This window comes from Halobacteriovorax sp. XZX-3 (assembly GCF_043196495.1).
In the GTDB taxonomy this organism is placed as follows: domain Bacteria; phylum Bdellovibrionota; class Bacteriovoracia; order Bacteriovoracales; family Bacteriovoracaceae; genus Halobacteriovorax_A.
The window spans coordinates 713,384-733,998 of sequence record NZ_JBEBMO010000002.1; the positions used below are offsets into that span (position 1 = coordinate 713,384).

At 39.3% G+C, this 20,615-nt stretch carries 9 protein-coding genes and 1 pseudogene; 6 read left to right on the forward strand and 4 right to left on the reverse strand.

Features of this window, described 5'->3' with window-relative positions:
• Window positions 1-34: 34 nt before the first annotated feature.
• The 4 genes and pseudogenes from ABMA70_RS13970 to ABMA70_RS13985 all read right to left on the reverse strand — a co-directional run.
• Window positions 35-1,087: a hypothetical protein gene (locus ABMA70_RS13970; RefSeq protein ID WP_392992635.1), complete on the reverse strand. Its 1,053-nt coding sequence runs from the start codon at window positions 1,085-1,087 to the stop codon at window positions 35-37.
• Window positions 1,088-1,154: 67 nt separating this feature from the next.
• A complete protein-coding gene (locus ABMA70_RS13975) occupies window positions 1,155-2,447 on the reverse strand; it encodes a Na+/H+ antiporter NhaC family protein (RefSeq protein ID WP_392992633.1) in 1,293 nt (430 codons plus the stop codon).
• A gap of 66 nt (window positions 2,448-2,513) precedes the next feature.
• The gene (locus tag ABMA70_RS13980; RefSeq protein WP_393022288.1) at window positions 2,514-2,765 is read right to left on the reverse strand and encodes a CBS domain-containing protein; all 252 of its coding nucleotides are present in this window, start codon (window positions 2,763-2,765) and stop codon (window positions 2,514-2,516) included.
• Between the two features lie 87 nt (window positions 2,766-2,852).
• Window positions 2,853-3,017, reverse strand: a pseudogene (locus ABMA70_RS13985) (hypothetical protein); the annotation flags it as partial.
• Window positions 3,018-3,144: 127 nt separating this feature from the next.
• Here ABMA70_RS13985 and ABMA70_RS13990 point away from each other — a divergent pair.
• The 6 genes from ABMA70_RS13990 to ABMA70_RS14015 all read left to right on the forward strand — a co-directional run bounded on the left by ABMA70_RS13990 (window position 3,145) and on the right by ABMA70_RS14015 (window position 20,614).
• A complete protein-coding gene (locus ABMA70_RS13990; RefSeq protein ID WP_392993651.1) occupies window positions 3,145-5,127 on the forward strand; it encodes a BCCT family transporter in 1,983 nt (660 codons plus the stop codon).
• A gap of 142 nt (window positions 5,128-5,269) precedes the next feature.
• A complete protein-coding gene (locus ABMA70_RS13995) occupies window positions 5,270-6,754 on the forward strand; it encodes a hypothetical protein (RefSeq protein WP_392992630.1) in 1,485 nt (494 codons plus the stop codon).
• Between the two features lie 139 nt (window positions 6,755-6,893).
• Window positions 6,894-13,313, forward strand: coding sequence for a tail fiber domain-containing protein (locus tag ABMA70_RS14000; RefSeq protein ID WP_392992627.1), 6,420 nt, complete (start codon window positions 6,894-6,896; stop codon window positions 13,311-13,313).
• Between the two features lie 149 nt (window positions 13,314-13,462).
• Window positions 13,463-19,657 carry a tail fiber domain-containing protein gene (locus ABMA70_RS14005; protein ID WP_392992625.1) on the forward strand — a complete coding sequence of 2,065 codons (6,195 nt, stop codon included), beginning with the start codon at window positions 13,463-13,465 and terminating at the stop codon, window positions 19,655-19,657.
• Between the two features lie 145 nt (window positions 19,658-19,802).
• Window positions 19,803-20,102: a hypothetical protein gene (locus tag ABMA70_RS14010; protein ID WP_392992624.1), complete on the forward strand. Its 300-nt coding sequence runs from the start codon at window positions 19,803-19,805 to the stop codon at window positions 20,100-20,102.
• Between the two features lie 287 nt (window positions 20,103-20,389).
• Window positions 20,390-20,614, forward strand: coding sequence for a heavy-metal-associated domain-containing protein (locus ABMA70_RS14015; protein ID WP_392992621.1), 225 nt, complete (start codon window positions 20,390-20,392; stop codon window positions 20,612-20,614).
• Window position 20,615: the final 1 nt, after the last annotated feature.

The following is a 20,615-nucleotide window of genomic DNA, read 5'->3' on the forward strand; positions in this document are numbered from 1 at the left end:
CCACTAAATAGAAATTAATGGCCAATAGAGCAATTTATAGAAAATTTTCTAGGAATGTATCTTTTGCTTTTAAAAAGTGAGGATATTTCTCATCTTTAGCAATTGCTTTCTTTAAATATTTAAGAGTGCACTCATTTGTACTACACTTAAGTTTTGACTCTTTGATTAATGAGTTTAGGTAATCTTCGACAGGACGAATGTGACATTTACTTTCTTGTAAATACTCCTGGCCAAGAAAAATGTAATCACGAATAAATGAGTACTTCTTAGGAGAAACTTTTTTTAAGTGTGATGGATTTAAACGGTAAGCAGCGATACTTTCGGCCGCATCTTCACTTGGATTTGTTTGACCGTATAAAGAAACCATTTCGTTACGATTGTATCTCCATCCCATTGGATGGTCGATCCAACCTGACATATCCCACCAAAATGAGGAATAGTTTAGGTTGTAAAAATAAGCGAGGTTATGGCCAAGCTCATGAAAAAGGCTGTAAGCCTTTCCATCTTCATCAAGTTCTCTATCCCATGGAGCATAAAGTTCAATAGAAGCATTTGCAAAGATCATCCCATGAGTACCGTATCCTATATCTTCTTTTATATGACGAACTAATCGTTTGCTGCTCCATAATTTGGGAAGGTGAAGAGGCAGTAGGTTAACACCTTTAATAATGGCATCCATTTGTTCTAGATCAAGAAGTGCTGCATCTTTATTTGCGTAAGGAGAAGTGTTGAGTCCATATTTAAAAAGTAGAAAGATGGACTTTTCAATAAGTTCATCACTTTCAAATAGCTCTTTAAGTTTACAGCTTTTAGATTGGCACTTACTTGCTGCCAATATCTTGTCTTTAAAATCTTCTTTAGATTTCAATCCATCGTAAACATAGTTTTTAACTAGGAGAGAGTATGCCTCATCTAATTTAGTTGTTAAGTATGGTTTTGCAAATTGAGAGATCTGCCAATTCGTTGGAATCTTTGTACTACATTTTGCACTATTTACTGTATCAAAGCTTGCGGCATATTCGCTTAAAGCTAGTGTTTGGATTGATAGGGCAATGAATAATAAATACTTAACTAGGGAATTTTGCATAGGTCTTTATGACAAAAATACCCATTCATCTCAATTGAAATAGAAGAAATCGCAAAAATTATACGCTCTAACGTCTTGTAAAGATGAAACCTAGAGCAATAAATGGAAGAATCATACAATAATAAGAGTTTGTAACGACTTCCCATGGAGATATCTTAAAAGTAACTCCAAGTAGTAGTGCCTGGGCGCCATAAGGAAGTAGCCCTTGAACCACACAGCTAAAAATATCAATTAAAGATGCGCTTCTTTTTGGGGAAATATCACCTTGTATAGCAAGCCTTCTTGCAATAGGTCCAACGATGATAATCGATACAGTGTTATTAGCAACACATATATTTGTAAGTGCAGATAAAAGCCCAATTCCAATTTGGTCTGCCGCTTTTTTATTTATATGGGCAAGTTTAGAAATTAGTTTTTGAATCTTTCCAGAAATGTAGTCAAGGCCGCCCTCTGATCTAATAAACTCACTTAGACCGCCAATTAGAAGAGAGAGAAGAAAGATCTCTTGCATACTACTGAAGCCTCGATATGTAAGTCCGATAATAGTTGAAAAATCAAAACCATTGAAAAGAGCAACGATTCCTGCAAGAACAATCCCGCCAGATAAAACGACAAATACATTTATTCCTAAGATGGCCAGGAGAAGGATGAATATATATGGAATTCCCAAATAGAGATTTGTTGGTTTATCAATCGTGACATTTGGTGCAGAGATTAGAAAGAAGTAGAGAATGATAGCTATAAGTGCCGCAAATGAAGCAATCTTAAAGTTCTCTTGAAACTTATCTCGCATATTACAACCTTGGGTTCTTGTGGCCGCAATCGTTGTGTCTGAAATAACTGAAAGGTTATCCCCAAACATTGCACCAGACATTACTGCACCTGCTAGGATACCAAGGTTGATATCTGTTTTGGTCGCCATTGAAAGAGCTATTGGACCAATTGCACCGATTGTACCCATTGATGTACCCATGGCAGTTGAAACTAGCGCTGAAATAACGAAAACACCTGGAAGAATGAGAGTGTTAGGAATTATTGATAGGCCTAAGTTAACAATTGCATCAACTCCACCTGTCTCCGTCGCAATTGTAGAAAATGCTCCAGCAAGAAGGTAAATTAGGCACATTGTAATAATATCCGGATGCCCAATTCCTTTTACAAACTTTGAAACATTATTATTAAGCGTATCCTTAGTAATAAAAAATGCAAGAAAGATTGCTGGGAGAATGGCAATTGGTGCAGGTACTTGATAAAAAGCATGTTTAACACCTTTCATTTGAAAGTAAATACCAGTTCCTAAGTAAATAACAACAAAAAGTAGAAGTGGAAGTAGAGATATTTTTTGCTTAATATGTGACATAGAAGTACCTTCAATACAGTTTTTTTTATGTATTATACTCCATTATCATAAGCCAATAAATTGCGTCTAGAGAAATGACTTTATAATATCCTTACGTGTAACAATTCCCACAAGTTTATTATCTTTTATAACTGGAACACGTTTAATATGTTTCTCTATCATGAACTGTACATAGCCTTCTAGGTCAGTATCTTCTGTTAGTGACTTAACATTTCTACTCATGACATCGCCAACTCTTATTTCTTTTATTTGCTCGTACGATTTTTCAAGCTGAGTAAAATTTAAATTCTGACCAAAGGCCTGTTTGAGTTTGGCCATGGCATGAGGGACTTCAACTTCTTTTCCAACAAAGTCTGATTCAGTGATAATTCCAACGACATCTCCATCGTCATTGAGAACGGGTAATGCACTTATTTTTTTATCGCACATTAGCTTTGCCGCATCCCTGATTGATTTATTCTCTGTGATAGTAATTGGTGTTTTTGTCATGATGTTTTTAATGTCCATATTTTCCTCGTTTTTGTAACAAGGGTTATAACGGACGTTTAGAGAGATGTGTTGAGTTATCATTTTGTTAAAGTAAATCAAAGAAATTTAACTTTAAAATAATTAACTAATTTGTCGATAGGTAGGTATTGGTTTTTATACGTTATTTTGTGTTGGATCCGTTACGGGCCCAATTAAAGGGGAGTTTGTTATCAATAAAGAATCGAAATCGACTAATGAAGTCGAATCAACTATCAACAAGAATGTTTTCTTTTCTTCTGCCTTCTTTATTCTCTTAATCACTGCAATCGGCTCAATTTGGCCTGGTCACTTAAGTCAGTTTTTTAAAGGAATTCAAGCTTGGCTAATTGCTAAGACAAGTTGGGTTTATGTTTTATCAATGGGAATCATTTTATTCACTTCACTTTGGCTTATGGTCAGCCGCCTTGGTGACATTAAGTTAGGACCTGATCATTCAGAGCCTGGTTATACAAACCTTTCTTGGTTTGCCATGCTCTTTTCTGCAGGAATGGGAATTGGATTGCTTTTTTTTGGAGTGGCCGAACCTATTATGCACTTCTCTTCACCTCCTGTAGGGGAAGCTCAAACAATTGAGAGTGCACGTGAAGCAATGAAGATTACCTTCTTTCACTGGGGCCTTCATGCTTGGGGTGTTTATGCTCTTTTAGCAGTTTGTCTTGCTTACTTTTGTTATCGAAAGAATCTCCCTCTTCTTCCTCGCTCTGCTTTTTATCCAATACTAGGTGACAAAGTACATGGTGTTGCAGGTGATGTCGTGGATACATTTGCCGTTATTGGAACGATGTTTGGTGTTGCGACTTCCTTGGGCTTTGGTGTTGCTCAAGTCAATGCAGGTCTACACTATTTAATTGGCATTCCTCAATCGGAAACAATCCAAGTCATTCTCATCGCGATTATTACAGGGATGGCGACAATTTCAGTTGTTCTTGGATTAGACGGAGGAATTAAGAAATTATCTAATATCAATCTTGTTGTCGCAGTCATCTTACTTGTTGCGGTCATGGCATTAGGTGATACAGTACACTTATTTCAGCAGTATGTTCAAAATACAGGATCATATCTTTCAGATATTATCTATAAAACTTTTAATCTTTATGCTTATGAAAAGAAAGAAAAGTGGATTGGTGGTTGGACACTTCTATATTGGGGATGGTGGATTTCATGGTCACCATTTGTAGGAATGTTTATTGCACGTATCTCAAGAGGACGCACGATTCGAGAATTTATGATTGGAGTTCTCTTTGTACCGGCCGGTTTTACATTTCTTTGGATGACGGTTTTTGGAAACTCTGCAATTAGTATTGCCTTAAAAGATACGAGTGGAAAATTTGTCGAAGCGGTTAATGGTAATGTTCCAGTCGCACTATTTCGCTTCTTTGAATATTTTCCTTTTTCTGCGGCACTCTCTGTCTTAGGAGTTCTACTCGTTGTGACTTTCTTTGTGAGCTCTTCTGACTCTGGTTCTTTAGTTATTGATACACTTGCTTCTGGTGGTCAAGAAGAGCCACCGGTTTGGCAAAGAATTTTTTGGGCGGTTACAGAAGGTGTTGTTGCAGCAATTCTTCTTCACTCTGGTGGTTTGGATGCGCTACAGACGATGACTATTGCTTCCGCCTTTCCGATGATCATTCTCTTAATGATAGCAATTTATTGTTTGGTGAAATCGTTACGAGCTGATTTACTCTTGATGAAACAAGTTCAAAATCACACCACGACTATTCAATATGAGCAGTCCAATACAACATGGCAGGAAAGACTCGATTCTCTACTTAGCCATCCAAAGTTTAAAGAAGCTGATAAGTTTTTAAATGAAGTAGTTGAACCTGGCTTAGTTGAGCTTCAGGAAGAATTTAAAAAGAGAGGACTTGATGCTAGATTAAATACTAACAAAAAGGATTCTATCTCTTTAGTTATTCACAATGAAGAAGTGGAAGACTTTAAGTATGAGGTATTTCTTCGCTCATTTGAAGTTCCTGAGTATGCACCCGATGAAGAGCATGAAAAGTACTATCGTGCTGAGGTCTTTCTACTAAGTGGTGGGCAGGAATATGATGTTTTTGGTTACACGAAGAATCAAATTGTTGCCGATGCGGTAACTCAATACGAGAAGCATTTTCACTTTCTTCACCTTTCAAACTCAGAGCTCGTTTAATGAAGATAGGTCATGCTGACTCTAAAATTTGGCAAATAATATTAGCTATTTACTAATTTATACGCCTTTTCCTACTAAATTATTGTTCTTTTTAAAGATGTATTAAAATTAACCGATAAGAAAAGTAGGGGAAGGTGTAACTTTGAGTTCAGAATTTCGTTCGCTATTAAGAAATATTTTTGGTGCAGGCGTAATCGCTGCAATTGTTTCTTATTTTAGCTTCCTTGCCCCCGAATCAGGAACTTCTCCTGAAGATAAAATGCTATCTAAGTCTAGTGATGCTCAGGAGAATATAGCAGAGTTTGAAAGAGACGAAGCTGGCCGCTCTAAGCGTCGACCTTCTTCTTACGAAGAAGAGATCAGTCGCCAATTTCCAACAAGAAAAAGAAAGGAAGAATCATCACGAGTTTCAGTAGGTGGCAAGGTTGTAAGAGATCCTGCTTACGAGGCCCAGCAACTTGAAGGCTCTGGCCACGAAGAAAATTATGGTGGCCCAAGTGGGAGTGGAAGTATTTCTGCAGGAGGAGGCTCAGCTTATATTGGCTCTTCTGATAGTGGTGGAGATGCTGGAAGCCTAGTAGGAGAGAGTTCTTCTTCAAATAATTTCTCGTCAGATAGTGGTAGTAGCGCAAGTGATGGCCCTAGTACTTCAGGCTCAATTGCCTCAATCTCTAATAATGATTTAGGTGTTAAGACAGGCGCTTCAAGCTCAACGAATGATGATAATGATAACACTAGTAGCTCATCTTCTTCTAGTTCAAGTGGAAGTAGTAGTTCAAATGATCCAGTTATCACTCCTGTAACTTGTTCTGTGGATCGTGCAGAAGGGATGTATTCAACAACAATCAATGTCACTATTACTTGTAGTGAGTTTTCTAAAATTTCATATTGTTTACAAACTGGTGGGGGATTTTGTGACCCTGTCTCATCTCCAACAATTTACTCTGGGCCGATTGCTGTTGGTTCAGTAGATGGAGAATATGGCCTATCGTTCTTTGCAGAGTCGATGAGCACGACAAGTTCAACAGAGGTGGCCGAGTTTACATATACTATTGATTCAACTCCGCCAGACTTATTGGTAACTTTCCCAAAAGTTTATGCTCAAACAACTGCTAATGCCCTCCCTAATTATACTCAGTCGGGTGATTTTGGTAAGGCCAATTACTATTATCATCAAATCAATTTTAAAGGGACAAACCCAGGAGCAGGGGGACTAAATTGGACCTGTGATCAAATTTATCATGACTACGGTACTTCTGGCTTTTCATCAATCGCGACAAATGTCGATGTCTCATCTCTTAATCCTGCTACTGAGCAAATTGATCAATTGATCGGCATTGGTGATTTTGCTACTGGTGATAATTATATTGCAACAGTTTTGGAAGATCGAAATTTAGGGATTATCTCATGTCAGGTGCAAAATGTTGTGATTCGTGATTTCAATATTGCTGCATTCACGGCAACTGGAGCAACTCCTGTTATTTCTGGTATTCGCACAACTTATGGAAGCTTTGTCGGTTATGGCCATTTCCAAGCTACTCCAAATACTTCTAATTCAGGTCAGTTAAGTAATGACCAAGGAATCACCTCAAATAAACAAGGTCTCTATACTGTAACTCATCAGTAGATTAATTAATAAGTTACTCATTTTATTGGCGGCTTTCTTAAGACTGTGAAGATTCTTCCTCTCTAAGTCATTAAATTTCTTTCATTTTATCAATTGATCTAAAATGTCGATATGCCACTGTATTAACAGAGGAAGTTAGTTGTACGTTAGTAGAAATTTAACATTCTTTTTATTTCTTTTCTTAAGTCTATTCTTAAGTCATAGCGTAATTGCATCCACAACTAAGCTTGGCTACTCAGGCCGACTAGTTCTAGCAAACGGAACACCAGTAACAGGAACTCCTAATTTAAAATTTGACCTCTATTACTCTGGCTCTACTGGAGTAAGTAGGGGAACTGAGACAATCAACGCCGTTGCTCTTTCCAATGGTATCTACACTGTCGAGTTAGACTTTGCTGGCATTGCTGGGGTGATTGATGGTATCCCTTCAGGAGAATCTTTAGTCATACAAGTAACAGACATAACTGATGTTGGTAATCCTGTTGTTTATGATTTTCAAAATGTACTAGCAACTCCAATTTCGGTATATGCTAATCATGCTGCTCTTTCGAATAATTTAGTTATCGCAGCTACTTGCTCTCCTGGTCAGGTGGTTTCAGTAAACGCATCAAATGAACTTGAGTGCGTGGATCAAACGGCCGCTGTCGCTGTTGATTCAACGCTTGTTAACAATGCGGGAGTGATAGGCTTACCAAGCCTTGTGACTGATAATACTACTTACTATTCTGTTGTTGTGGATGCGCAGGGACGTGTGAAGAGTGGTAATACAACACCGCCTTCAACAACGGCAAATGATATTCAGGACAACTTAATTGTTGATGCTGATATCAATACAAACGCTGGAATTTCTTGGACAAAGATCGATAAGACTGGAGCAACTCCTGGTGATGTAGGCCTAACTATTAATAGTGCAGGACCTCTAGGGACAACTACTGCTGTTGCAACAGAGAATGTTGTTAAGAGCTATGTTGATGCAACGGCCACAGCTATTGCAGATGCGAAAGTTATTAATGATATGAGTGGTGTGCAGACAACAATTGCACCTTCAGTTGATTCAGTAAAAAATTATGTAACGGCCCAAACTAGTGCTATTACATCATCTCAATGGACGGATTCAGGACTCGATATTTACTTTAATACTGGACATGTTGGTATTGGAACAAATTCTCCAACAGGACCGCTGCATGTTGTTGGAACAGCAAATGATGTTAATACAATGCGCTTTGGTGCCACCGACGCAGATGTGGCCGCTATTACAGATTATGCTAATATGGCAGGTCTTCTCATAGCCTCTGAGGGAATTTCAAATAGCTATCACAGCTTTAGAATTGTAAGTGATATTGATGGAGCAGATATTGAAAGTCTTGCAGTAACAAATGCTGGGCGAGTTGGTGTCGGTGTTCTTAATCCGACAGAGAAGTTAGAAGTTGCAGGTAATGTGAAGGGGACAGGGCTTTGTATTGGAGCTGACTGTCGAACTTCTTGGCCAACAGGAAATGCAGGAACTGTAACGTCAGTAACTGGAGGAGCTGGTCTTACTGGTGGAACAATCACTTCTTCTGGAACTCTTGCGGTTGATGTTGGGACAACGAATGGCAAGATTGCTCAGGTTGGAGTAGGAGATAAGTTAGCTGATTCAATTATCAATTATAACCCGGCCCTTGATGTTGCCTTAACTGGTTTTTCAACTGGAGCCGCTTCTACCGTTCTTGCAACTGATACAATTCTGCAGGCCTTTGGAAAAGTCCAGGCCCAACTAAATGCTCACGCAACATCAATTACTGCAAACTCTACATTAGTTGTAAATTCAACAGCTGGTAGTGAAACTGATAAAGCGCCTTCTGTTAATTCTATTAAAACCTATGTTGACGCTCGTGCAACTCAGTGGGGAACAAATGGCAGTAAAATATATTATAACGGTGGTTCAGTCGGTATTGGAACTAACGATCCATCGACAACTTTAGAAGTTACAAGTGGAGGTTTTCCACGTTTTACTATTTCATCAGAAGATGCAGAAAGAGATGATAATGTTGCAATTAATCTCATGACACTTGGAACAACTCCAAATACATTGGGAAATAAGAATTGGCATATCTTTGCTGGTGGAGACGGTAGAGTTGATAACCAACAAAACTCAATCTTCTATAATTTCTATGATTCGGATGGAAGCTCGACAACTGGGCTAGTTTTAAAACCAAACGGTTTTATTGGTGTTCAAAATGGAAATCCTTCAACTAATATTGATTCTATAGGGCCAATTCGCGCAAATTCTTTAAATGGTCAAACTTGTGACAGCACAAATGTTGGGATGATCTGGTATGACAGTAGTGTCGACAATTATAAGATCTGTGCTAACAATAGTGGAACACCTGTCGCTAAGAACTTAAATGAAGCTGGTTCTCATGAATTCGAAGCTTATGGAGTCTCTAGTTTGAGCATTCCTTATGCTTCTGCGACTACTGTAAAGTATACGACTGAACTTTACGATGCAAGTAATAGTTATGATCCATCAACAGGTCTATTTACAGCGCCTGAAGCTGGGATCTATGCATTTTCAGCTAATGTCTACCCAACTGGTGGTGCAGCAGGAAGTAGTAATGAATATGTTGGTATTTATGTAAATGGTTCTCCTGTTCACTTTGACCAAAGACATGGTAGTGCGGATTCTGGACGTCAATCTACATCACGTATCATAAAACTTAATGCTGGTGATGTCGTTGATATCAGGGCCTATCATACAGTTAGTACAACGCAGACTCTAACAAGTTCAAGTCGACAAGACTGGAATTTTTCAGGGGTAAAGATTAGTGGTGGAACTTCTGGTGCAGGGGGAGGAAGTGATAATTTAGGTAATCACATTCTGACACAAAACTTACTTCTTGGTTCTAATTACCTCTCAGGTGATGGAGATGCAGAAGGGATTACAATTGATGCCTCTGGTAATGTTACAGTTTCAAGCGATATTTGTATTGATGGAGGTAATTGTCTCTCAACAGCAGGAACTGGAGCTGGTACAGTAACATCAGTTACTGCCGGAGCTGGTCTTACTGGTGGAACAATAACAACATCTGGAACATTGGCCGTGGATGTGGGAACAAGTGCAAGTCAAATTCCACAACTTGACGGAAGTGGGCGTCTTCCAACTTCTGTCGAAACTGATCCTAGTGTTTCGGCCTTTGCCAAAACAACTCTTCCAACATGTGGAGTTGGAGAAGTTTTAAAATCTAATGGAACAAGCCTATCATGTGTTACTGATATTGATACAGATACTGATACGAATACAACTTATACTGCAGGCGCAGGTCTTGATTTAACGGGAACAACATTTTCTATTCCAGCTGAGGCCATCACTGATACGCAACTTGCTGGTCTTGCTTCAAGTTGTGCAAATGGAGAAGTATTAAGAACTAATGGTCTTGGGAGCTTCTACTGTTTTGACCCTCTTAATCTTGGAGATAACTTCTTTACTTCGTTTGGTATTGGGACAACTCCTGATGCATCAGCTGCACTTGATGTATCTTCTACTACAAAAGGTTTCTTACCACCACGTATGACATCTGTTCAAAGAAATGCCATTGCATCACCGGCCGAAGGTCTTGTCGTTTACGATACTGATATTCAAAGTCTTTATATTTATCAAGGCTCAACTTGGAATAGTCTTGGAGTGAATTTAAGTGGTGCTGGAGATGCAGAAAGCTTTGTTCATGTATCTTTCTCTGGTGGTACACATAGTGGTAGTGGAGTTTTAAACTATACGACTAAACATGTTGATATAAATGGTGAATTCGATTTAACAACAGACCGCTTTGTTCCTAAGCAGGCGGGGAATTATCTTGTTGTCATTCAAAGTATTGCAAATGGAATGACGACTGGTGGACATCACTACGCTTTAGCTACGAAGAATGGCTCTAATATCATTGCATCTTGGACGAGATCTACAAATTCTGGAAATGCCGATAAGACAGCTTCTGGAATTGTTTCAATGAATGGATCAACTGACTATATTGAAGGACGATTCAGTTTAAGTGATGGTTCTGTTACAGATGGATCACTAAGAGTTATAAAACTTGGTGGCTCTGATAATATGGGAAGCCATGTAGCTTCTAAAAATATTGATCTGACAACTTATAAATTAGTTGGAAGTGGCGGGGGAACAGGTCTTGCTATTGCAAACGATGGAGCGATCACTGTTGATAACGATATCTGTATTGACGGAGGGAAATGTCTATCGAGTGTATTTGCAAATGAAAATGAAATCACAACTTCAAATGGTGCAAACGAGCTTGTTCGTCTTGATGGCACAGGACGAATACCTGCAATGGATGGTTCACAGCTTACAGGCATGACGACTACGCAAGTAAGTGAAGGTACTAATTTATTTTTCACTGACTCTCGTGCTCAAACTGCGGCCGTTGTTAACTCAACTGCAGGTAGTGAAACAACTCAAGCCGCTTCAGTAAGTGCCATGAAGAATTATGTTGATGCGAGAGCTACTCAATGGTCGACTTCGGGAAGTGATATTTATTATAACACTGGGCGAGTAGGTATCGGGACGAATACTCCTCAAGGTCAAATTCATACATTCGGAACAGAGCCTATCTTCTTTGACCGCGTTTCAGGTAATCCTTCTCACTTACTCCTACGTGGAGCTAAGGGGACTATTGGTGCAGAGACAGCTCCATTAGAGAATCATGAAGTGGGACGAATATCTTTTACTGGATTTGATGGCACAAATTGGGCGACAACTGCGCTGGCCGGAATTTCAGGGCGAGCATCAGAGGACTGGAGCCCAACGACTAGAGGGACTGATCTCGATTTTAAAACTGTAACGAACGGTTCTCTATCAGAGCAAACAAGAATGATCATTGCAAATGATGGTAAGGTTGGTATCGGTTCATCTGAGCCTATTTCAAAACTTACGGTACGTGGAGCTGATGATGTCACTAATGGGCCAACACTAACTCTTGCTGGAGATGTAAGTAATCAATTTGAAGGCGGTCGTATTCGTTTTGCTGAGCCTAATAATACATTCCAAGGTGGATATATTCACTATGATGGAACGGGGCCAGACTATCTTCATATTGGTGTTCATGATACGGCCGACCTTTTAACATCAAGTGATGTAAATGCTATCAGCATTAGTCGCCAAACGGCGAATGTTGGGATTGGGACAAGTACTCCATCATCGCGCCTACACGTTTATGAAAATGGTAAACACTATCATGTTAATCGTAAGATTGATGGTTACTCACAAACTGAAAACTCGACTGGTGTAAATTATATTCTACTTCACCGTGCCTATGATGGAGCTCTCTTAGACGAGCACTATGTAAATGGTGAAATTAATTTAAGGCGAGGTGGAACGGCTGCATGGAATCGAAAAGTTTCAGCACAAGTTAATACGGCCTGTGCTTATGATAGCTGTCGAGGAAATATTATCAACTATGGTGAATACACTTATCTTGCTTATGTTACTTATAGTGGCGTGAAGTATGTTGCTCTTGCTATTCCTGATAACTCGACGATGTATAACGCAACTTTTACTGGTTATGCATATAATGCTACAGGAGTAGAGCAATTAAGACTTGTCTATGATACAGATGTCACAAACGTTACAACATTTTCACAAAACGCTATACATACTAATGCTATAAATGTTGCTGCCGGAAATATATCAACGGCTTCTGATTATGCTCTTGGATATAATCTAACTTCAACAACTGATAAGTATGCAATCTACCCACATCTGTTGGGACAACAGTCGAAAACCGGATTAGGGCCATCTCTTCCATATGATAATGCTATGAGTATTGAGTCTGATGCTCAGATAACTTTTGTTGAAACAGATGCAGATAAAGTTTCTGGTTATATGGATCTAAATACCAATACATTCATTTGGGATGGAAGTGTTGGGATTGGAATGACGGCCCCTGCAAATGCTCTTCATGTCACTGGAGCGATCGGTGCAACTGGTTGGGTTGGAGCAGGTTGTGAAGGAGCTTGTGATAGTGGGAATAATGGATACGCCATTAATTATGCAGATGGACGAATCGCAACTTTTGCAGGTACTGGATCGGTATGCTCTAAGGCCGGTGGCTCTGCAACTTTCTCATGTTCATCAGATAGAAGACTTAAGCACGACATTGAAGATTTTAATGGTGGGATTGAAACGATTATGAAGCTTCGTCCACGCACTTATGTTTGGAATGCGGATGAAAGTGAAAAGATAAATTACGGATTTATTGCACAGGAAGTTCAAGAGGCAATTCCTCATGCGGTAACTGTTGATACACAAAGAGAGGATGGAGAGTATCTAACTCTTAATCAAGGAGAGTTTACTCCGTACATTATCAATGCTCTTCAAGATCTGAATCATATGATTGAGGACAATAAGAAGATGTTTAATTTCATGAGTAGTGGAATTGAAACAAAAGTAGATGAAAATAGTCGTGAAATCGCAAGCCTTAAAGAAGAAAATGCTGAAATTAAGGCCGAAAATAAGATGCTTAAAGACTACTTATGTTCAAAAGACCCTGAAGCGCCTTTCTGTAGACAATAATTCTTATTCTCTAGGCCCATATTCGTGGCAAATTTTAGGTACTTAGAAATTAGACCGGCAGATAAGTCCGCTAAATGACATTTAATTATCTATCTTTATCAAACCATCTTATACTGACGATAAGCCACTGTATTAACAGGGGAACTTGGTTGCACGTTAGTCGAAAATTAACATTTATTTTAGCAATTTGTTTAGGGGTATTCTTAAACCTAAGTGCTATTGCATCGACGACTAAGCTTGGTTACTCTGGCCGCCTTGTATTAACAAATGGCACACCGGTTACAGGAACTCCTGATCTTAAATTTGATCTCTATTACTCTGGCTCTCCTGGTAGTAATAGGGGAACTCAGACAATCAACGCTGTTGCTCTTTCAAATGGTATTTATACTGTTGAGTTAGACTTTACAGGTATTGCTGCAGTGATTGATGCTATTCCACCTTCTGAAACTCTCGTTATTCAAGTCACAGACATTACTGATATTGCAAACCCTGTTGTCTATGACTCTCAAAATATTCTAGCGACTCCAATTTCAGTTTACGCCAATCACGCAGCTCTTGCTGAGACAATTGCAAATGATGCTATCACACCTGATAGCGTTGATTTCAAAAGTACGTGTTCAGATGGACAAGTTGTTTCAATTAATAATTTAAATGAATTTGTGTGTGTGGATCAAACTGCTTCTGTAAGTGTTGATTCTACTCTTGTTAATAATGCTGGAGTGATTGGTCTTCCAACTGTTGTGACAGGGGATACATATTATTCAGTTACTGTTGACGACTATGGACGTGTTACTAGTGGTACAACAACACCACCTTCAACAACGGCAAGTGATATTCAAGATAACTTAATTGTGGATGCTGATATCAATACGAACGCAGCGATTTCTTGGTCAAAGATTAACAAGGCCGGGGCAACTCCAGGTGATGTTGGTTTGACTGTTAATAGTGCTGGCCCACTTGGAACGACTGGTGCGGTTGCCACTGAAAATATTATTAAAACTTATGTTGATACAACGGCCACGAATCTCGCTGATGCAAAAGTGATCGATGATATGAGTGGGGTGCAAACAACAATTGCTCCATCTGTAAATGCTGTTAAAACTTATGTGACTTCACAGACTGGAGGGATCACTTCTTCGCAGTGGACAGATTCTGGACTGGATATTTATTTTAACACTGGCTATGTTGGTGTTGGAACAAATACTCCGATGGGTCCATTACATGTTGTGGGTTCTGCCAATGACTTAAGTGTCATGCGCTTTGGTGCAACTGATGCTGATATTTCAAGTCTTACAAATCTTTCTAATATGTCGGGTCTTCTCATTGCAAACGAAGGTGTTAATAATGCCTATCACTCACTAAGAATTGTAAGTGATGTGGATGCAACTCAAATTGAAAGTTTAGCAGTAACAAATGCTGGGCGAGTAGGTATAGGTGTTTTAGCGCCAACACAAAAATTAGATGTTGATGGCAATATCAAAGCAACAGGAGTTTGTATTGGGGCCGACTGTCGTACAGCTTGGCCAACTGGAAATGCTGGAACAGTTACATCTGTAACTGGTGGCACAGGACTTACTGGTGGAACGATTACTTCTTCAGGAACTCTTGCTGTTGATGTGGGAACAACAAATGGCAAGATTGCTCAAGTTGGAGCAGGGGATAAGCTAGCGGATTCAATCATTAATTATAATCCTGCTCTTGATGTTGCCTTGACTGGATATTTAACAGGAGCTGCTTCAAGTGTCGTGGCAACAGATACAATCTTACAGGCATTTGCTAAAGTTCAGGGGCAACTTGATGCTCACGCAACTTCGATTGCTGGAAATTCAACTCTAGTTATTAACTCGACGGCAGGTAATGAGACTGGGCAAGCTGCTTCAGTGGATGCCATGAAAAATTATGTCACAACTGAAATTGCTGGTGTTAATCAATCTCAGTGGACAAATTCAGCAAGTGATATCTACTTTGATAGCGGACAAGTTGGTATTGGAACAACTTCGCCAATAAGCCCGCTCACTGTTAATGGTGTAATTACCGCTGGTGGTCTTAACTCTTCAGGGGCCATTACTTATAATTCTTCGGGCAATTATGTTCCCTTTTCTGCTTCTAATTCAACGGGCTATGCCCACGCAAGAATTAATGGACTTGAGGTCGGAGGTATTACCAGTAGCACTAATGAAGGCTATATCAAGCTTGGGGATAACTCCCGCCGAATAAAACTTGATACGAGTGGTATTATTTTGAGCAACGGTATCACTGCTAGTGATGAAGTCATGCGAATAAGTAGTAACGGTAATGTGGGTATTGGGACTACAAACCCATCTGAAATGCTTGAAGTTGTTGGTAGAGTAAAAGGGACAGAACTTTGTATCGGTGGTGATTGTCGAACATCGTGGCCTACTGGAAGTGGCGGAACTGTAACTTCTGTTGTTGGTGGAACAGGTCTAACTGGTGGAACTATTACTTCAACTGGAACTCTTGCGGTTGATGTGGGGACAACAAATGGCAAGATTGCTCAAGTTGGAGCAGGTGATAAGCTTTCGGATTCAATCATTAATTATAACCCTGCACTTGATGTTGCCTTGACTGGATATACAACAGGAGCTGCTTCAAGTGTTACAGCTACAGATACTATCTTAGAAGCATTTGGAAAAGTTCAAGGTCAATTAAATGCACATTCAACTTCGATTGCAGCAAACTCAAATCTTGTTATCAATTCAATGGCCGGTACAGAAACAGGACAAGCTCCATCGGTTAGTTCGATAAAGACTTATGTTGATGATCGCGCGACTCAGTGGGCGACTAGTGGAAGTGATATTTCATACACTGGTGGTAATGTAGGTATTGGGACGGCAAGTCCTACAAGAAAACTTCATGTTGTTGCTGATGATGCAGTCGACGGAAATGATTTTATCGCTTTATTTCAAGAGCCTGGGATTACTCCTGAAGCTTCTGCAACAGTTGGTATTGCGGCCGATCGAATGGTTATGGTTCAAGGAAGTGGTGGAGCATTCTACGGTGGTCGAGATGTAGCAAATGATATTGAATTTGCAATGGGAACAAGTATCGCAGGAGAAGCCTTCTCAGGGGCCATGACTAATCATAAGTACGGACTAAGAACAAATAATATTACGAGAATGACAATTGATGAAACAGGAAATGTCGGAATTGGTATAACGGCACCAACTGCAAAATTATCAGTTGATGGTGATGCTGAGTTTTCTGGTTTTTATACAAGTGAGCAGGTCACTTACGCTAATTACGATTATACTAATCTTTCTTACTTCTTACTTGCTAAGTCATCTAGTGAAGACAAGGTCTATGGACGCATCTACGGACATCGTGGAAGTGCCACGGCCATCCCTCGTCCTTACTTTGTTGATGTTGTGATTGATACATCATCTGTTTATACAGATGTAGGAGAGATCACAAACGCTTATCGCGTTGATGCAAAAATTGCTCTAGCTGAAATTACTTATAAAGGTGAGACATGGTGGGCACTACGCTACGATGCGGATAGTACATTTCATGCTAATAATATTGGTTTTCAAGGCTTTCGATCACAAGCAGATGCTGATGCCTTTAAGTTTATCAATGAAGACGATGTTGACTTAACAGCCGTTTTAAATGTTAAAGAGTACTCTCGAATTCGTGGAAGTCTTTATTATACAAAAGCAGGTAATCTCGGTCTTGGAACAACGACTCCAAGTGAAAAACTGGAAGTTAGCGGTAATGTAAAAGCAACAGCTTTTATAGGGGATGGTTCAAGTCTAACTGGGGTTAACTCGTCATCATCTTCTAATATTGCAGATAATACAATCTCTGCTGATACTGATGTCAATGGAACAGGAGTGATCAATTTTCAAACTGGTGGCACAACTAAGATGACAGTTGATAACTCAGGTAATGTAGGTATCGGAACAGCTACTCCGAGTGAAAAACTTCATGTCAATGGTAAGAGTATCTTAGGTCCTGCAAACACTGGTGGTACAGCAACTCCTTCTGTACAAGTTGGGGCACCTCGTACAAATAGTGGAACACAGAATCTTATGCACCTAGGTGCATTTGAAGCCGATTCATTCTATAAACTTGAATCAACCTCAACTCCTGTTCACTCTCTACAAATGCGTTATGGAACTAATGATGATACTGTTGATAACCATATTATGACATTTGAAAGAAGTGGGAAAGTAGGGATTGGAACTTCATCACCAATAACTGCCCTTGATGTCGTGGGAACAATTAAGGGAACTAGTGTTCAATCAATTGATCCAATGTTTCTTGTTGCTGCAAGTGAGTGGAGTGATACTGCTTACGATTTTTCCGCTGGTGCAACGGCCACAGGAATCAATATTACATTTGACTTTGACAGTACAGGGGCTGATCCATTTCAATTTGGTTTAGATAGTAATAACTATTACCGTGTTTCACATGAAGGTGATAATGAGCAGACGGTTAGAAAGACAATTGCAGGTGTTTCTACAGTGCTTGGAAATGTTAGTCACACTTATGTCTCTGGACAGAAGGGCTTAAAAGGCCATGTGAATATTACTAATAATATCATCACTTGGAAAATTACTAAGCCTAATGGCGCTTTCACTAAGGCCAGTGGTGCAGTTGATACAGGAGGCCTTCCACTTGCTAATTTTAAAATTAGAGCAAATTCAAACCTTAGAAATGTGAAAATTTTTACGGGGCAAAAAGAAGATCTCGCGGGTAGTAAGAGTCTTGTTGTGGATCATGCATCAGGAAAGATTGGAATGGGAACGACTGCTCCTTCTGCACGTCTTTCAATTCAGCAAAGTGGAGTCGCTGATAATTATGAAGGTATTCGACTAATCGCTGATAAGAATAGTGATGGGACAAATGATGAATATCTTGATGTTTATATCGATTCTGCCGGAAAGAAGATTATCCAAACTCAATCTTCAGGGGCAGCAGTTCACGACCTTCTTTTAAATCCTGTAATTGGTAATGTTGGGATTGGAAAAACGATACCACGTACAACTCTAGATGTTGGAACTAACGGTAATGTTGCACTTTTTGGAGATGGTAGCTTAAATGATAAATTTATTTCTGTAAGAGATAATAATCAAGGTTTATATATGGGACTTGATGTAAGTCTTAATGGTGGAAATGGTGCAGGACTTATTCAATCAGGTCAAAGTAAAGGACTGGGACTTAAGGCCAATACTGCAACTTTTGGCGATGCTGATCCAGATTTCTATATAAGTGAATCTGCAAATGTTGGAGTCGGAACAGTGACACCAAGTTCAAAATTTGAAGTAAGACGAGTTTCTGATAATGGAAGTTCAATGGCGCTTTTTGAAGATGCTACTGCTGCCAATAATACATCAGATGTTAGAATTTTTGCCTATAGGCCAGGACTTGTTCTTGAAGATAATTCGGTTAATGCAGATGACTTTAGGCTTGGACTTGATGAAGGAAAGCTCTACTTTACTTTTGATACAGATGATGATGGTTCAAAAGATGCAACTTCTCAGTTTGATGATATCTATGCAATGACTCTAAGCTCGTCAAGAAAGCTAGGAGTGGGAACGACAAACCCTGCGGCCACGATGCATGCTCATGCAGGAGACAATACTGCTTCATATCCAACTAGTATTGCCCAAGGTAATATTGTTGCGAAATTTTCTAATAGTAATAACGCCGTTGAGATCGGGACTAATGGCGATTTAAACGGAAGAAGGGCGTGGATCCTCGCTAGACATACTACAACGGACACGTATGGCGGCTACTTTTCAACACTTCATCTTCAACCAGATGTTGGTGATAGCACTCACTATCGTGGGGTTGCAATTGGTACGTCTGCAAGTGTTCAATTGGCCGAAGCCGGAGAAAGACTTGTTGTTAACGGAACGGCTGCAAAACCAGGTGGTGGTTCTTGGGCCACATACTCTGATGCACGCTTAAAAGATATCACTGGTGAGTTTAGCTACGGCCTAGATGCTATTATGGGTATTGATACAATAAAGTATCGTTACAAAGAAGATAACGCTCTTGGAATTTTAAACGAAAGGGAGCACTCTGGTTTTATTGCACAAGAGATTCAAAAAGTGATTCCTGAAGCAGTTAGAACGACAACTGATGATTACCTAACAGTTGATAACGATCCAATCTTCTTGGCCCTTATTAATGCGACAAAAGAGCAGCAAAGTCAGATTGAAGAAAATAAGCGTATGCTAAATCTTATGCAAGAAGGGATTTCTCGTCGAGTAGCATCGTTAGAAGAGCAAGTTGAAACTCTAAAAGAAGAGAATGAGATTCTCAAGGCCTACCTCTGTCAGAAAGATCCTGACATGCCTCTTTGCCCGAAAAACTAGTCAAAAATTATTGTTAACATGTTAACGTTAGTATCGAGATTTCAACAGCTTAGAATCTTATCTTATTGATTTTCAAAAGAAGGTTACAATATACATTATTGATCATCTTGCTAACTTGAATGTTGTACGTTGGCCAGGAGGAAGCATGATCTTGATTAAATTCGGTATTCTCTATTTTGCACTGGCATATTCGTCAATTAGTTTCGCACAGGACTCGCAATTGGATAATTTACTTCGCTGTGGTGAAGTTGCACAAGTTCGCTGTCTTGAAGTTCAGGAGTTTGGACAAGAATTTGTCGGCCCCATACAAGAGGAAACAGTGATAGAGGTAAAGTCGAATGAAGTAGCAGGACCTAGTATTAGAGAGCTTATTTGTTGTGAAGATGATGACAAGCTTAGAAAATCAATTATTGGACATATTTTTAATCAAATGAAACCAGATTAGATGATCGTAGCATTATTGGCCCATAAAACCGTTGAAGAATTACGAGGCCCTTCAAGTGTTGATATGGTTTACAATGATGATCGTTTTGTTGGGCCCAATTTACCGAGTCAGAAATAACTATTTAGATATAAATTAATTCAGTCACTTAGGGCCCTTTTCTTAGGGCCTTTGTCATTTCTATGTCAATTAACCAATCTTTAATTGCTTTATTTTTAGGAGGAGCGTATTATTTCAATATACCCTATAGGGGTATATGGTTTTAGTTATTCTTAGAGAGGAGAGATGAAGTGAAAACAGTTAAATTTGTTGTCAGTGGAATTAAGTGTGGGGGATGTGTAGGTAAGGTTGAAAAGCAACTAAAGGAGCTTACAGGAGTGACAAATATAAATGTTGATATCGAAAACCAGGAAGTTCTTGTTAGTGGAGAGCAAGGTTTTTCAAATATGCAAATCAAGTCAATGCTTGGGGAAATTGGATTTCCTGTATCAAGCATGAAAAAACTTGAGGCTTAGG

What these genes read in the sequence shown, in the direction of transcription:
- ABMA70_RS13970 (WP_392992635.1), bottom strand. Translation starts at nt 1,087, where the DNA reads ATGCAAAATTCCCTAGTTAAGTATTTATTATTCATTGCCCTATCAATC.
- ABMA70_RS13975 (WP_392992633.1), bottom strand. Translation starts at nt 2,447, where the DNA reads ATGTCACATATTAAGCAAAAAATATCTCTACTTCCACTTCTACTTTTT.
- ABMA70_RS13980 (WP_393022288.1), bottom strand. Translation starts at nt 2,765, where the DNA reads ATGGCCAAACTCAAACAGGCCTTTGGTCAGAATTTAAATTTTACTCAG.
- ABMA70_RS14010 (WP_392992624.1), top strand. Translation starts at nt 19,803, where the DNA reads ATGATCTTGATTAAATTCGGTATTCTCTATTTTGCACTGGCATATTCG.